At 58.4% G+C, this 15884-nt stretch carries 11 protein-coding genes; 2 read left to right on the top strand and 9 right to left on the bottom strand.

Translation table 11 applies throughout. The features are described 5' to 3' along the window. Positions 1-19 precede the first annotated feature (19 nt). The 6 genes from GGR28_RS06805 to GGR28_RS06780 all read right to left on the bottom strand — a co-directional run bounded on the left by GGR28_RS06805 (position 20) and on the right by GGR28_RS06780 (position 11962). Entirely contained in the window at positions 20-1669 is a 1650-nt protein-coding gene (locus GGR28_RS06805) for a glycoside hydrolase family 32 protein (RefSeq protein WP_183495003.1), read from the bottom strand. A gap of 21 nt (positions 1670-1690) precedes the next feature. After that, positions 1691-3508 (bottom strand): FG-GAP-like repeat-containing protein, encoded by a 1818-nt coding sequence (locus tag GGR28_RS06800; RefSeq protein WP_183495002.1) that lies wholly within the window; start codon positions 3506-3508, stop codon positions 1691-1693. An 87-nt stretch (positions 3509-3595) separates the two neighbouring features. Further along, on the bottom strand, positions 3596-5350 hold the full coding sequence (locus GGR28_RS06795) for a RagB/SusD family nutrient uptake outer membrane protein (RefSeq protein WP_183495001.1): 1755 nt from the start codon (positions 5348-5350) through the stop codon (positions 3596-3598). A gap of 19 nt (positions 5351-5369) precedes the next feature. Further along, on the bottom strand, positions 5370-8630 hold the full coding sequence (locus GGR28_RS06790; RefSeq protein ID WP_183495000.1) for a SusC/RagA family TonB-linked outer membrane protein: 3261 nt from the start codon (positions 8628-8630) through the stop codon (positions 5370-5372). Between the two features lie 98 nt (positions 8631-8728). Beyond that, positions 8729-10066, bottom strand: coding sequence for a sugar porter family MFS transporter (locus tag GGR28_RS06785; RefSeq protein WP_183494999.1), 1338 nt, complete (start codon positions 10064-10066; stop codon positions 8729-8731). 210 nt (positions 10067-10276) lie between these two features. Then, on the bottom strand, positions 10277-11962 hold the full coding sequence (locus GGR28_RS06780; protein WP_183494998.1) for a substrate-binding domain-containing protein: 1686 nt from the start codon (positions 11960-11962) through the stop codon (positions 10277-10279). Positions 11963-12104: 142 nt separating this feature from the next. Here GGR28_RS06780 and GGR28_RS06775 point away from each other — a divergent pair, with 142 nt between their 5' ends. After that, positions 12105-12539, top strand: coding sequence for a TonB-dependent receptor plug domain-containing protein (locus GGR28_RS06775; RefSeq protein ID WP_183494997.1), 435 nt, complete (start codon positions 12105-12107; stop codon positions 12537-12539). Here GGR28_RS06775 and GGR28_RS06770 read toward each other — a convergent pair. Genes GGR28_RS06770 through GGR28_RS06760 form a run of 3 tightly spaced genes read right to left on the bottom strand, consistent with a single transcriptional unit; the run spans position 12523 to position 14961 of the window. Next, on the bottom strand, positions 12523-13143 hold the full coding sequence (locus GGR28_RS06770) for a DUF4230 domain-containing protein (RefSeq protein WP_183494996.1): 621 nt from the start codon (positions 13141-13143) through the stop codon (positions 12523-12525). The two genes, GGR28_RS06775 and GGR28_RS06770, sit on opposite strands and share 17 nt — an antisense overlap. A 1-nt stretch (position 13144) precedes the next feature. Next, entirely contained in the window at positions 13145-14005 is an 861-nt protein-coding gene (locus tag GGR28_RS06765; protein WP_183494995.1) for a DUF3108 domain-containing protein, read from the bottom strand. Further along, positions 14002-14961 (bottom strand): lysylphosphatidylglycerol synthase transmembrane domain-containing protein, encoded by a 960-nt coding sequence (locus tag GGR28_RS06760; RefSeq protein WP_183494994.1) that lies wholly within the window; start codon positions 14959-14961, stop codon positions 14002-14004. The genes GGR28_RS06765 and GGR28_RS06760 overlap by 4 nt, the downstream gene beginning before the upstream one ends. Positions 14962-15164: 203 nt before the next feature. Here GGR28_RS06760 and ruvC point away from each other — a divergent pair, with 203 nt between their 5' ends. After that, the gene (gene ruvC / locus GGR28_RS06755) at positions 15165-15740 is read left to right on the top strand and encodes a crossover junction endodeoxyribonuclease RuvC (protein ID WP_183494993.1); all 576 of its coding nucleotides are present in this window, start codon (positions 15165-15167) and stop codon (positions 15738-15740) included. The last annotated feature ends 144 nt before the right edge of the window (positions 15741-15884 follow it).

The following is a 15884-nucleotide window of genomic DNA, read 5'->3' as shown; positions in this document are numbered from 1 at the left end:
CTTTTCCAAAGGAGCAAACCTACATGGGCTCGGCCCAGATGCTGCTCAGTGCATAGGCACTACCACCAATCAGTTTGCTTCCCTCCCCGAATAAGCTGATTTGATCGAACTGCTCGGTGGGGAAGAAGATGTCGGTGATCACCGTAGCTCCCCCGTCGGCAAACAGTTCGGCCGATGCCCGATCGAAGATGAGGTGCATGCGCAAGGTTTTCGCATCTCCCAGCCGCGGTGCCCGGGTAATTTCGGCGGCAAATTTTTCCGAAAAATCATTCTTCCCGCTCTTCGTCCGGTCGCTGAAGAACTCCTTCCGCGCCGGATCGTAGCCCACCCGGTACGTCTCTCCCTGCCCATTGGCCAGTTCCACTCCGAAGGGAAGTTGGTCGTCACCCACTAACTCGAATTCCAGGATCAGCTCGTAGGCGTCGTGACCGGCACCGCTAATGGGATCCGAGCCGGAATCGATGATCGTCTCCAGCGCAACGCTTTCGGAGAAAGTTCCCGCACGCAGCGTGTTTTCCACGGTCCGGAGTTCGGTGAGTTCGCGGACGGGGTTAGAAAAGACCCGTAGTCCTTCCGGCACCCGGTGCAGTTCCAGTTTCCTGGGTACCGTCATGGCACTGCGCCAGACCGTCGTGGGTACGTCGCGGGCATAATCCCAGTTGCTCATCCAACCTATGAAGATGCGACGCCCGTCGGCCTCCGGTACATCCGACCAGGTGACGCCGGCGTAGTTGTCGCGGCCGTAATCCAGCCATATGGCCTCGGTATTCTGCAGATCTTCGGCGAAGTCCGGATCGAGGGTGAAGTCGGTCCCGTCGAATTCCCCCACGAAATACTGGGTCGCGGACCCCCCGTTCGGGCCGCCGGGGTTGATGCTCAGGAGCAACACCCACTTAGTCGCCTCCGATCCTTCCACCTGTATCGGGAAAAAATCGGGACACTCCCAGACGCCGCCGTGTGCGCCGATCTCCGTTCCAAAATCACTGAGGTGCTCCCAGTCGATCAGGTTGTCGCTACTCCACAGCATCACGTGATCCTGGGCCGCGAAGACCATCAGCCAGCGACTGCGTTCCTCGTCCCAGATCACCTTCGGATCCCGAAAATCCCGGATGGGTTGGGTATTCGGTACGACTGGATTTCCGGCATATTTCGTCCAGCTCCGGCCACGGTCGTTGCTGTAGGCGATGCCCTGGTACTGAAAATCGTTGCGCCCCTCCTTTTCGAGCTTGTCGTTGTGGTAGGTGAAGATGGCTATCAGCGGGTCCTTCCCGTCCTCCCCCAATCCGCTGGTGTTGCCGTGGTCCACCACCGCGCTGCCCGAGAAGATCCAGCCCAGGGAATCGGGGTAGAGCGCGATGGGCAAGTTCTCCCAGTGCACGAGGTCCTCGCTCACGGCGTGTCCCCAGTGCATCGGTCCCCACACGTTGCTGTCGGGGTAGTGCTGATAGAAGAGGTGATACTCCCCATCTAGGTACACCATCCCATTCGGATCATTCATCCACTGGGTGGGTGGAGAGAAGTGTACCTGCGGCCGGTGCTGTTCGTTGTATTCAGCGGTCGGCTGGTTGGCATCGGGCATAGTCCCATCCAATTCGGAGGGCGCGGTTGGCCCGCAGGCGAATAGCCCGAGCAGCAGGAGGGTGGGGAAGAGGGTAAAAATGTCTTTCATGTGAATTAGCTTGAGCAGGGATTACTCCGTTTTTATAATGGTACCGCTGATGATCCCGTCGTCGGTCGTCGCCCGGTATCGGTAAACGCCGGCAGGTTGACTGCCCGCATTCCAGGTGGTTAGTAGCGTGCCGGAGCCGGGAATGGTTTCCCGGGTGCTGCGGATCCGCCGTCCGGAAGCGGAGAATAGTTCCAGGGTAAGTTCGGTACCGGCGGGCAATTCAAATTCCAGGGCCACTTCCTTGCGGAATGGATTAGGATAGGGGGTGATACCTGACAACCGGGATCCGTTTCGGTCTTCCCCTAAATCCGTAAGCGCGGCACCTTCCGTGAGGCTGATGGTCTGGTTAGCGGAAATATCGTAAAACGTTTCCACCTCTCCCGATAGCCAGGTCACCTGCAGTTCTTCGATCACGGTGGCCGCACCAATTCCGAAGTGAACGGGTTTCAGGCTCTGGGCGAAAAAGCCGGTGCCGTGGTGCCAGCGGTAAAGCGTCTGACCGCCGGCCTTGATACGAACTTCGGTGCCGTAAGCACTGCGGTTGCTTTTCGTACCCTCTAGTCTGACCTGTAGCCAGTTCTTGTCCCCTTCATTGACCAGATCGTTGCGAAAGAGAAAGGGCGTAGACTCTACGTTCGCGATGAGCACATCCAGGTCGCCGTCGTTGTCGTAGTCGAATACCTCCAGCCCCCGCGCGCGTTCCAGGCGGTCCAGACCGGTCTCCGCCGCCTGATCCACGAAGCCTTCCCTACCGGTTTCGATGAGGGTATTGCGAAAGAAGTAGTGCGGTTCCTCCGGTTGCTCGATCCCCTTGATGTACTGCTTGCTGACCGGTCCGTTTACGGCAAGAAGATCCTCGTCGCCATCGTGATCGCTGTCGAAAAACTGGACGCCCCAACCCCAACCGGTGTTATCCACACCAAGCTGCTCCGCAACGTCTTCGTACCTGCGGTTGCCGGTGTTCCGGTAGAGGGGATTGGGATGGTGATTGTAGATATTGGTAACGTAGATATCGAATTCGCCGTCGTTGTTGTAGTCCCCGATCGCGATGCCCATGCCGGCGCCCTCGTCGGCGACGCGGTAAGCCAGTCCGGTTTCGTTGTAATGCACGCCGGAAACGTTTGCGTAACACTGGTTGGCTTCCGTATCGTTGGCGAGGTAAAGGTCCAGAAAACCATCCTTGCCAATGTCGAGGGCCGCAGTGGTCCAGGTGATATTCGATCCGAAGAGCAGCGGGTGGCTGTTCATCACCTTAAAGGTGCCGTCACCCAGATTTTCGTAGCTGAGGTTCGGGCCGTTGAGCACGCTTACGTAGAGGTCCAGATCACCATCGCGGTCGTGATCGAACCAGAGCGCGCCGCTGCTGTAGCAATCATCGCAGCCCGCCAGATAGGCAGAGACACTTACGTCGGTAAAGGTGCCGTCGCCGTTGTTGCGGTACAGCTGATCCTTGCGGCTATTGCTGAGGTAAATGTCGGGATACCCATCGTTGTCGTAATCGCCCCACGAAGCCCCCATTTTTTCACCGAGGGAAGCCCGCACGAGCGTATTTACAAACTGATCGGCGAATCCCGCCCCGACGGTTACGTCCGTAAAGGTGCCGTCGCCCTCGTTGCGCATGAGGCGGTTCCAGGTGGAGTCCGCCCCCTCAACGAAGCTGTGGTAACCGGTCAGGAAAATGTCCTCATCCCCGTCCCGGTCGTAGTCGGCCACCGCAACCCCGTTGTTGTCGGAAATGTGCCCGAGGCCCGCAGCGAGGTTTACCTGAGTGAAGGGTTGGGCCGAGGCGGTAGGGAGTAAGCCAAACAACAGAATAATAAGTGCGGATAAATGATTCATGCAGCAATTGGTTGGGACAAAAAGCGGACGGGAGGATTGTTGCTGATCCTCCCGGTCCACGAAACGATCATAAAACATTAATTCTGCCTAGTTATACCCGGGGTTCTGAACGTAAAGCCCCTTGGAGATCGTGATTTGCTCCTGGGGAATGGCCAGGTACTCATCGCGGCCGGCGGTAAACCGGGCATCCGTCAGGTGGGCTACCCGATCGCGCTCCTCGTCGAAGTACGCGTTAAGGGTTTCTGCGGCGATGCCCCACCGCACCAGATCAAAGAAGCGCTTCGACTCGAAGGCAAGCTCCAACCGACGCTCCATGCGCAGGATTCGACGGGCGTTTTCCTGGTCGCCGAGCGTGCTGTACTCGCCAACCGTCCAGTCTCCCGTAGGATTGCCGTCGACATCCGCGATGCGCGATAGGCTCTCCGAAGAAATGGCCCGCTGGCGGATGCGATTGATGATCGGCAGGGCCTCGTCCATCCGGTTAAGCTCGATCAGGGCCTCGGCTTTCCAGAGTAGTACTTCCGCCCACCGTATCTGATCGGTGTTGCGGGCAATGCTGAAGAACGCCTCGTACTGCCGGAAGGCGGGGGAGGAGGGCAACTCCTGGTCCTTCATGCCGAGCTTAAAGCCGTATACTCCCGGTACCCTGGCGTAAGATTCGTCGTAGATGCGGGTAGGATCGTACTTGAAGGGCATGCCGATGATACCGATCGTATGCGCGATTCTGGGGTCCAGGGGATTGGCCTTGGTATCGTCGATCGTCTTGATCTGGCTTCCCGTATTGAAACTATCGAACAGCGGCAGACCGTCCTCGTCGGTCTTGTAGGCATTTGCGAGATTCTGCGACGGCTGGTTAAAGGAGCAGCAGCCGTAGCCGGGACCCAGCGAAGAGGTAAGGCCGGTAGAGAAATTACCTCTCCCCTGATTGGAACCGTCGTTGATGGAGCGCATCACGGCCCACACCGACTCCACGCCACTCTCGAACTCCCAGAGAAAGTTCTTGGCGTAGTCGTCGAAAAGGGCATACTCACCGGTCCCTTCGATGGCCTCGATCAGTGAGACCACCTCCTGGAGCTCGGCAGTGTTGATTTCGGTCACCTGGTGCTGATCGTTCTGCACGTAAGCCTTGTAGAGCAGCACTTTGGCGAGGTACGCCCGGGCGGCGTTGCGGGTGGGGCGTCCCTCGTCGGACTGGGTGTCGGGAAGGTTGTTTACCCCGTCCCTGAATTCGGCCGCGATGTACGCCCATCCTTCCTGGTCGCTTAATTCCCGGTTGGAAATTTCGATGACTTCGGCCTTGGGAACATCTTCGGTAACGAATACCGGATATTTATAGAGCACCTTCAGAATGAACTCGTAGTGCCCGCGAATGAAGCGCATTTCGGCCAGGCGCTGCGCCTTATCCACACCGGCCTCCGCCCGGTAGGTCGCATCGTCGATCAACTGAATGCGGCGGATGGCGTCGTTGATCCGGGAGATGCCCGAATAGATCCACTTCCAGTTCAAATTCGCATTAAAGTTAGCGGGGTTGTTGAGAGTGAACACCTCCGTCTGGTGCGTCGGAAACTGATCGCCAATTCCGCCGCCGCCCTTGTAGCCGTCGTCCGATCGGGTGGTTCCCCAGGCCCACAGGTCACCGAATTGATTGGCCAGCAAGCCGTCGTTGCCCAGGCTGGCGTAGGCGGCCACGACCATGCTTTCGACGCTCTGTACGTCGACCAGGTCCTCGCTGGCCACCACGCCCGTTGGCGTAAAATCTAAAAACTCCTCGCTACAGGCGGTAAGACCGAAAAATGCGCCGAGGATAGCTATGCGGATGTACCAGTGAATTGACTGATTCATGATTGTTGATTTTTTAGGTTTAGAATCCGGCATTGATGCCAAGGGATACGCGCAGTGGTTTCGGGTAGAGTCCGCCCAATGAGTTCTCGACCCGCCAGCCGACGTGGGGGAACTGGTTGGGGCCCTTGCGGTCCACGATCCAGGCCAGATTCTCGCCGCTCAGGTAAACCCGTAGATTGGAAAACACACCGCCGAGCCCGGTACCCTCGGCAAGGGTGTAGCCCAGGGTGGCCTGACGGAAGGCGAAGAAGTTGCCGTTGCGGAGATTATAGTCCAGCGAAAAGCCGAAGGGCTGGTTGCTGTTGCTCACCGCGGGAATGTAGCTGCCGGTATTGGTCGGAGACCAGGCGTCTAACTGGGCCACGCCGCCATTCTCCCCGTTATTGAGCGAGCCGAGCTCCATTCGGAAGACGTCGGGGGCTACGGTACGGCCCAGGGCTCCCCAACCGAAGAGGGTCAGGTCGAAGTTTTTGTAATCCAGGCGCACGTTGACGCCAAATTGCACGTCCGCCACGCCGTTGCCGCGAGAATCATCGTACTCCTGGTCGAGCACGCTAATTACCCCATCATTGTTGAGGTCGACGAAGCGCAGGGCACCCACGCGCTTACCGGTCTGTTCGGCGTGTGCCTCCACTTCCGCCTCGTTCTGGAAAATTCCGTCGGTGCGGTACCCGAAGAAGGCGTTCGGCGCCTGACCGATGATGTTCTGTTCCTGGTTGCCGGGGTAGGAGGTGTATAGATCTTCCGGAAGGTCGGTGATGGTAGACTTATAGCTGCCGAAGTTCGTACCGATGGAGTAGCCGAAGTCACTTTTCACCAGGCTGTTGTACTGGATCGCCAGTTCCCATCCGGTGGTTTTGAGGTCGGCGGCATTCACGAAGCGCCGGGCACCGTCGCCAAATGCACCAATGGCGGTAGGCACGATGAGGATGTCCTCGGTTTGCTTCTGAAATACCTCGAAGGAACCCGTAAGGGCATCGTTGCTCAGACCGAAGTCGAGACCGAAGTTGTACTCCGTTGAGGTCTCCCACTTCAGATCGGGGTTAGCGGTCTGAATAGCCAGGAATCCGGAGGGAAGAATGCCGCTGTCCTGATTGCCGATGTCGTAGGCGGTCGCGGCATCCGGACAGACGGCCTCGGCGCAACCCCCTCCCCACGGCAGGATCACATTCTGTGGCGCATACACGGCGCGGTACAGACCAAGGGTAGCATCGTTGGCGGTAAACTGGTTTCCCGTCTGACCGTACGCCAACCGCAGTTTCAGGTTAGAAATGAGGTTGTTGTTTGCCAGGAAGGGTTCCTCGCTGATCCGCCAGCCGAGGGAGGCGGCCGGAAAAATGGCGTAGCGGTTGTTGGCCCCGAAGCGGGAGGAGCCATCCCGGCGCAGGGTGAAGGAAGCCAGGTACCGACTCGCGTAGGAGTAGTTGAACTTACCGAAAATGGAGAAAAGCGAGAAACCCGTCTCCCCACCGTCGTTGGTCCGCTCGCCGGCAGCGGAGCCGAGCTGGAAGTACTCGTTCGTTTCTAGGGCGAAATCCTTGCCGGTGGCCGAGGAAAACCGCTGGGTACTCTCGATGGCCTCCGTGCCGGCCAGGAAATTGAAGTTGCTCTCGCCCCGCTCCAGTTGGTAGCTGAGCGTATTGTTGAACACCCAACTGGCGTACTGATTCTGCGACTCGGTCAGTTCGGCGATGTTGTTGGCCAGGAAGCCGCGGGAATACGTCCGGAAAAGGTTGCGGGTATTGATATTGTCGTAGTCTACCCCAAAATTGGTGTTGAAGAACAGGCCGTCCAGGAGCTCGATGTTGGCATAGACGTTACCGAAGATCTTCACGTTGCTGATCAGGTCGTCCTGGTTGTCAAAGGCGAGGGCTACGGGGTTGTCGCGGTCGGAAAATCCACCGCCGGGAGGGCCGGAGAAACGACCGTCTTCGGTACGTACCGGCAGGATGCTCTTGTAGCGGTAGGGGGCCTGTTCGGCCGAGCCGCCGAAGCCGTTGTCCAGAATCTCCCGGCTCTCCCGGGCGACGGCCAGGTTCTCTCCGATGGTCACCCGGTCGTTGAGAAACTTATGGAAGGAGTTGAGGCGAAGCCCGTACCGCTCGTAGCCGGTCTCGATCACCACGCCCTTCTGATCGAAGAAGTTGGCCGAGAACATGACCCCGCCCCGCTCGGTGCCCTGGGTAAAGGAAATGTCATAGTTCTGAATGATGCCGGTCTGGGATATCTCGTCCCAGTAGTCCACGCCCTCCTCGATGTCGCCCCCGTACACGCTGTTCGGAGAGCCGGCAGGCCGCAGCTGATCCGATTCGTCGAGCCATTCGGGATAGATCACCCGGTCCAGTACCGGTACGCCCGTACCCTGAATGCCGGGGCCGAGCGTAGGGTCGAGGTGCCACTCGTAAGTGTACACCCCGGTGGCATTGGGGTCGGAGCCGTCGTTGACCGCTCCCTGCCACTCGACGATCGCCCGCTCCCGGTTGTTGGTGAGGTCATCGAAGCGGAACCAGTTTTCGACACTGGTCCGGACGTTCACGTTTATCTTGGTATCCCCGGCCTTCGGCCGGCGGGTCGTGATGATCACTACGCCGTTGGACGCCCGCGATCCGTAAATGGAAGAGGAGGAAGCATCCTTCAGCACCTGTACCGACTCCACGTCACTAGGGTTGAGCCACGAAAGGCCCCAGCTCTGCGCGTAACCCGTACCCAACGCATCGGTATTGAAGGGTTCGATCGGCACGCCGTCGACGATGTACAGCGGGTTGTTGTTGTTCAGCGTACTCGTGCCACGTACCTGCACGCGTGCACCCTGTCCCGGATCCCCGGAAAGGTCGACGAAGACCCCCGCCGTCCGCCCCTGTATGCTCTGCATCACGTTGGGATTCGCTACGTCCTGGATCTCCTCCAGGTCGATCACGGCTACGGCACCCAGCAAATCCCGCTTGCGCTCGCTTGCGTAGCCCGTTACGACGACCTCGTCAAACAGCACTCCGGAAGAAAGCATGACGTCGAGCTCACTCGTGCCGGGCGTCCACGGAATGGTTTGGGTCGTATATCCGGTGTAGGAGAATACCAGTACCGCTTCGGGTACGATACTCAGGGTATAGTTTCCGTCGAGATCGGTCACGGTACCGTTCGTGGTACCCTCGATGAGCACGGACGCACCGATAAGGGGGTCCCCCGATTCAGCATCGGTCACCGTTCCGCTCACGGTCTCCTGCCCGTAGAGCAGTTGCCCTAAGCCGACCATCAGGATTAAGAGGTAAAGTTTAAGTTTCATAGCATAAGTGATTTAGTTGATAAGTGAATGGAGCGCGCCCGCTAACAGTAAGGGCCTTGCGGGGTGGAGAGAGGGCGGGTGCGCAGGTGCGGGGTTCATCAGCGAACAGCTTGAAGGTTTGGCATGACGAGATCGAGCTCCTCCAGCGGGACGCCCTTCGTCTCGGGCATCAGCCGCCAGACGAACAGCAGTTGGAGGACCATCATGAGGGCGAAGAAGGCGAACACCGGCGCGGTGCCGATGGCGGTAAACAGTACCGGCACGAGGGAAGGAATGATCGCGGCCAGTATCCAGTGCACCGAGGTGCCGAAGGAGGTGCCGCTCGCCCGCAGGTGATTGGGAAAGATCTCGCTCAGGAAGACCCAGATCACGGTACCCTGACCGATCGCGTGAGCGGCAATGAATACGAAGAGGAAGAGCGGAACGTACCACCCCTGCCACTGCAGGGCAAAGGCCAGCGCGACCAGACTCAGCGAGACGATGTATCCAACCGACCCGATGTACATCAGCTGCCGGCGTCCCAGCCGGTCGATCAGCGAAAGTCCGATGAGGGTGAAAACCAGGTTCACCGCCCCGATGCCGATGCTACTGAGCAGTGCCGAACTCTCCTCCAGCCCCGCCTCGGAAAAAATGCGGGGGGCGTAGTACAGAAAGGCATTGATGCCCGAAAACTGATTAAAGAAGGCCAGCAGGAAGGCCAGCATCAGCGGATAGCGATACGTTGGATCGAATATGGTCTCCGAATGGTCCGCTGCTCCGTTATCACGGCTTATCTCCTCCACCATTGCTCCTGCGTCCCCGCCCGGATCGATCAACTGCAGGACCCTTTCCGCCCCCGCGCGGTCGTTGCGGTAAATCATCAGCCAGCGCGGAGACTGGGGGACCCCGAAGACCATCACCGTATAGACGAAGGCGGGTATGGCCTCCACCCCGATCATCCACCGCCAGGCGTGCTCGCCCAGGTCACTCAGGAGGTAATTAGAGAGGAAGGCGACCAGTATGCCAAAGACAATATTAAACTGGTAGAGCGCGACAAGCTTACCGCGATTGCGGGCGGGAGCGATCTCGGAAATGTACGCTGGCGCGGCAATCGTACTCACCCCCACCCCGATGCCCCCCACGAAGCGAAAAGCCGCAAACACCCAGGGATCTCCGGCCAGCGCGGAACCCAGCGCGGAAACGAGATAGAATATACCGACCAGGATAAGGGTCATTTTTCGCCCCAACCGTTCCGTCGGTATCCCGCCGGACAATGCGCCAACAACGGTGCCCCACAGAGCCGACGCCATAATCACAAAACCGTGAAACATCTCCCCCTGCTGCCACAGGGCCTGCAGGGAAAGATCCGCCCCCGATATCACCACGGTATCGAATCCGAAGAGGAAACCGGCCAGGGCCACCGTGATGGACCAGAATAATATTTTGCTATTTTGCACGTAGTCGACTTATACTACTGCAAATATGAAATTCACCTAACCGATATACCGGGTACATCCGTGCCAAGGTGCTTGGAATATCATCCCAATTTATGCGCTAACTTAAAAAATTGATTGTCAGCTGTTTACGGTGCAATAAGTTTGGGGGGTGGGACAATTTTATAGATTTACCGCACCCATAGCAGGCAAATGGTCACCATATTTATGGGGTTAAGCACGAAATTCTTCCCGGTACCGTGACGGTGGATCGTTAAATCTTGCCTTGAACACCTTCGTGAAGTATTCGGGAGTGGAATAGCCGACCGCGTAGGCGACTTCCGACACCGGCGTATCGGTTGTCCGGAGCAGCTCAGCCGCCCGGTCCAGCCGCACCCGCTCGACGTAGCTCGTCACCCCCTCGTGAAACAGGGCCTTTACCTTCCGGTAGAGTTGGGAGCGGGAGAGGCCGAGTTCCCGACAGAGGTCCGTCGCCTTGAACCCCGAATCGGGGTAGTGGGCTTCGACCGCCGCCACGAAGCGCTGGATGAATTCACGATCCTCCGGATCGAGCAAATCCTCCTCCTCCACCGGGCCGGGGATATCCCCTGAAGCATTGTCCCTGCCCTCCCGCCTGTCCTTTAACAGGGCGTTGATACGTGCGATAAATACCTGTACGTCGAAGGGTTTATCTTCGGTAAAGGCATCCTCGTCCGCTTCGGCCAACTGATCCGCCAGATTGTGGAGTTGCCGTTCGTTTTCCAGGATCACTCGGTTCTTCTCGCGTACACTGCTGAGGGCAGCTTGCTTCGACCGCAGGGAACGGAACAGGGAAACCGCCAGTGCCAGGCTAATGAGTAACATGACCAGCAGCGCAGTGATGAACAGCCGCTGGTGTTGGTAAATCACGCGGAGGGATTCCAGCCTGCCCATCTCCTCATCTACCGTATCCTGCAATTTGTCTACCCGCTTCATTTGATTGTGCAGGATGCTAGCGTTCGTCGAGTCGATGACGATTGTTTCCAGGGTATTCTCCTTCTGGTACGGCAGGTCGTTCAGTATCGCGAGCAGCAGCCGAATCGCCTCGTCGCCCCCCGTCGGATAAAGAATGGAGGCGTCCAGAATACCATCCTCCACCGCTTCGATGCCGCGGCCGGTGCCGGGGATCCCGTCGATGCCGACGAAGAACAATGATTCCGCACGATTCAGGTCACTCGCAATAGCGTGCGCGCGCTCGGCCAGAAGGTCCGTATGGCCGAACACGATGTCCAGTTCTGGGTACGCCTCCAGGGAGTCGCGCAGCATGGCTTCCGTGACGGTCAGATCAGTCTCCTCGATGGTTGCCACCACCCGCAGCCCCGGGGCGAGGGCGATGGCGTCGGCGAATCCGCGGGCGCGTTCGGAGCCGGGGGAGATTAATTGGGGTAACTCGATGGTCAGTATGTCTCCCCCCTCCGGAAAGATTCCGGCCAGGTACTGTCCCGCCGTGAACCCTATCGCATAATTATCCGCCCCGATGTAGGCCGTATAGAGGTTGGATTCGATCTTCCGATCGATGAGCACCACCGGAATACCGCTTTTGTAGGCACGTTCCAGGACCGGAGACAGGGATTCGGTTTCGTTGGGTGATACCAGCAACGCATCGACCCCCAGGTCGATCAGTTCCTCGATGTGACGTATTTGCTCTTCGTTGTCACTGTGCGCTACCCGCCGAATCACCGCCAGCTCCGGGTGGAGACCGACTTCGCGATCTACCTCCCGGTTCATCACGTCCCGCCAGGCATCATCGCAGCACTGGGAGAATCCGATGGTGGTGACTCCCGGTAGCGGGGTCGGGCCCGACGGCAACCCACAGCTGAACATACTGGAAACCAGCATCAGCCACAGGTAGCGTACCGGCGTCGTAGTGTTCCATTGCATACGGGGAGGGCGATGGGGGAGCTTGCAATCTACAAAGCAAAAAAGTCACGGTATGTAGGCTACCTTCCGTACCGCCCCTCCCGGCCCGTGCGGGGAAGCCCTACCTTTATTCATTCATCATTTAATGACCACAACTACCATTATGCCTAAGTCAATACTCAGCACGCTCGTACTGCTGCTGCTCGTGGTAGTTTCCTGCAACGCTCCCCGGGAAGTGACGGACGCCAAGCGGGTGGAAAACGCGATGCGCAGCTCCCGGGGTTCCTCATCGGTCGAGGTCGACGCCACTTCGGGGATTGACCTAACTTCTTACTTGCGCAAAGTATCGGGCGTCTCGGTGCAGGGAAGCGGTCCTACCGCGACCGTCCGCGTCAGGGGAGACATCAACTTCAGTTCCGATTCCACCCCCCTGTTCGTCGTGAACGGCACCATCCTGGGCAACAGCTTCGCCTCCCTGTACAACACGATCGACATCAACGAGATCGCCCGGGTAAGGGTACTCAAAAACCTGAGCGACACCAACCTGTACGGACTACAGGGCGGCAATGGCGTCATTGAATTTACCCTGAAGGAGTAGCCTCGGCCGGCTCCACCACCAGTTCATACCCCGCGCTGCGTGCCAAATAAGCAATGCCCTCCAGGACGGAATTGCCCTGCTCCCGCGCCCGCGCCATTAGTTCGCTACTCAGAGCTTCGTCCCGCAGGCGCTCCTTGGCGCGCTGGTTGAGGCGGCTGTAATCTTCCGCGCTGAAGGTGTTGAACCAGCTCTCGTTGAGGTCGCGGTAGATCAGTTCGTGGTCGATGGCCAGTATCTCGGGCTCCGGTAGGTTTCTCACCGTAAGGGTGCGGCGATCGGGGTCGATGCTGATGTCGAGCTGCTCCAGGTCATAGCCCACCAATACCGTCCCGCGTACCTCCACGGTCGCCTTTTTGTTGAAGGAAAACTTCGAGGGGAGGGGCAAATAAAGGGTGACGTTGCGGGAAGAGGTCGAAGAAAAAAGCTCGCTTACGTCGCCTTCCACCGTCACCAGTTTCATTACGTTGCGCACGCGCTCGAGCAGCAGGGTAGCCTCCTCGTGCACCAACTGGTCCTGCTGCCGCGACTGCCAGGCGGAGAAGGCGGCGATGCCGAGGAAGAAGGCCAGAACGGCGACCAGCAGGGTAAGGAGTATGCGGCTCATGTCATTCTATTTTGGCCGTCATGGGGTAGCGCAGGCCATTATAGGATTGCAGTACGGCCTTTACGCTGCCCACCGATACCGGCGATTCGATCATCAGGGGAATGCGGTTTTTGTCGTCGCTGACGTAGATCTTCATCTCGTCCCCCTCCTTAAACAACTCGCCGGTGATGAGTTGTGGACTGAACCGAAGGGTATTGTAGCGCCCGCTCCCCTTTATTTTTACGTTTTCCTCCGGACCGAGGTAGCGGATCTTCAGGGGGTGCATCTCCTGGTCCATGACGATCTTGATCGGGATCTCGTCGTTTTTCCGCAGCCGCTGGTAATCGAGGTTGCGCGCGAAGTAGACGATCGAAATCAGGTCGTGCATACAGGGATCGACATCCATGTACTTCGGCTTGGTGTCGTTGCGGGTCCGGCCGCGGTAGCTCACGATGCGCTGTTCGTCCTGGTAAAAGGTCGTGCGGTCGTACCGCTGGTAGCCGCCTTCGTGGATGTCCTTGATGTGAATTTTCGGAAGCAGGGTTTCCTTGTCGAGGTAGCTCTCGTAGTTGTCGGTCACCTTGTAAAACCATTCATAGCTGGGGTAGGTCCGGCCGCGCACGGTCACCCGGTACTGGTCGGGCAAGTCGTGCACTTTGAAGGTCACTTCGCCGGCGGCGAGCCACACGAAGTTCCAGTTGTAGTAGAGCTTGTACACGATTTTCTCGCCCGACTGGAAGGCGTTGTTTTCAATGGAACATACGTCGGCAACGGGCGGGGACGCGGGTGCAGCGGGAATTCCCTGAGAAGCAACGTCGGTGGCACCACTCCCCGAGAACAGGAGCAGGAGCAGGGCAGTGCACTTCAGGAGGAGGGAATTCATGGGGTTTTGTTTTTTCTGATAATGAACCAGTAACCAGGGAGGGATGGCAGTAATACGTTAACGCTGAAAAGGGCGGTATATGCTGCTAGTACCGCAATCGCCGCTTCCGCGTCCGCACTCCACAGTAATAATCCGAGTTCGGTGCGGGTGACGAAATTGAGTCCCGGGGGCATTGGCACCCCCGCCTGCACCAAATAGATGGCCGCGATGCCCGCCAGCCCACTTACCAACGGCAACTCCAGCCCGAAAAACCAGAGGAGCAGATAAAGCTGTGTACAGTAGACGACAAATCGCAGACAAGCGTATCCACTCCCCGCCAGCATAAGCCCGAACGGAATGCCGGACAACGAAGCCCGCAGCTCGCTCACATCCCGACTAAACCGACGTGCGGTCCAGTCTACAACCCACAGCAACAACGGCTTCCCCCCCAGGCCCGCAATGAGGATCACCAGTGGACCGAGCGGCAGCAGCCAGAACGGGGAAGGCCAGTCTTGTGCGATGCCCGGCAGGGTGAACACCGTAAATACCAGGGCCGGCCAGGCGACGAGTAAGAAGGCCACCCACTGGCAAAGTCCGCCCAGCAGGGAGGATGCCACCACCGCCGACCATTCGGAGCGACGGGCTATCAGTAGCCGTCCACCAATTTCTCCAATTCGATTGGGCGTAGCGGCGCTCACACTCACCCCGGCCAGGGTGGCCCGCAGCACCTTGCCGTACGACCAGGGTGCGAAGGGTTGTAGTAGAAGTTGCCATTTCTTGGCCTCCAGCAGCCAATTTAGGGGCATGAGGGCTACGGCGAGGGCCACGTAGCGCCAGTTGCCCGGTCGGCCCAGTGCACTTACGAATTCCGCCCAGTCGAGCCGTTCCCCCACCCGGACGAACTGGTAAACGAAGGCGACCAGCACGACGGCGCCGAGCAGTCGCAGCAGCCACCTGGTGTAGGCGGAGCGGAGCATGTGGCGAAGGTACTTCTCCGGCCCAGAAGCACCCGCTTGCAAACTTCAGATTCGAATAAGCTCCAAATAGTTTTCACCCGGGCCTTATCCAAAAAATTTGTTGGCCACGTTATTTTCCCGTTACCTTGCGTTCACGTATTGTATCTCCGACTACGGCAAACGGTTGCCTCTTTTCGTAATTACTCACTCTAACATTTTTTGAATTGGGCGCTAAATCCTCTCCCGAACCGGCCGTGTACCGGATTATCGGTGTCGACCCCGGCACCGTGGTACTCGGGTTTGCCGTAGTCGAGGTACATCCCCGCAGCCGTCGCATCGTTGAGCTCGGTGTGCTCAAACTGGCGCAGTTCCGCGACCATTCCCTCCGCCTGGAGACCATCCACCGCCGGCTCACCCAGGTGATTCGCGACCACAAACCCACGGTCATGTCGATCGAAGCCCCCTTCTTCGGCAAGAACCCCCAATCCATGCTCAAGCTCGGCCGCGCCCAGGGCGTATGTATGGCCGCCGCCATCGGTCAGGGGCTTGAAGTCACCGAGTACGCCCCCCGCAAGATCAAGCAAAGCATCACCGGCAACGGCAACGCCAGCAAGGAACAGGTGGCCGCCATGCTCGAAAATGAGTTCGACCTCGATACCAGCCGCTACCTCGCCGATGCGACCGACGCCCTCGGTGCCGCCATGTGCCACTACTACCAGCATCGCTCCGCGGTACCCGGCGCCAAGCAGTTTTCGGGCTGGGAAGGCTTTCTGAAGGCGAATGCGGATCGGGTGCGGTAGTTTTTTTAACGCAGATTGCCTGCGGTGTAGCGGTGGGTAGCTTTTTCAACGCCTTTATGTTTGTAGTGTCCATTTTTCTGGTCACATTCTTTAGCGGCAAATGTGTAAATTGTTACGGCGGCCCTTCGCTAGAAGGCAGGGCCG

Origin of the sequence: Neolewinella aquimaris, assembly GCF_014197245.1 — a bacterium.
Lineage (GTDB): Bacteria > Bacteroidota > Bacteroidia > Chitinophagales > Saprospiraceae > Neolewinella > Neolewinella aquimaris.
The sequence above is the reverse complement of the archived record's forward strand: the minus strand, read 5'-3'. Positions and strand labels throughout refer to the sequence as shown.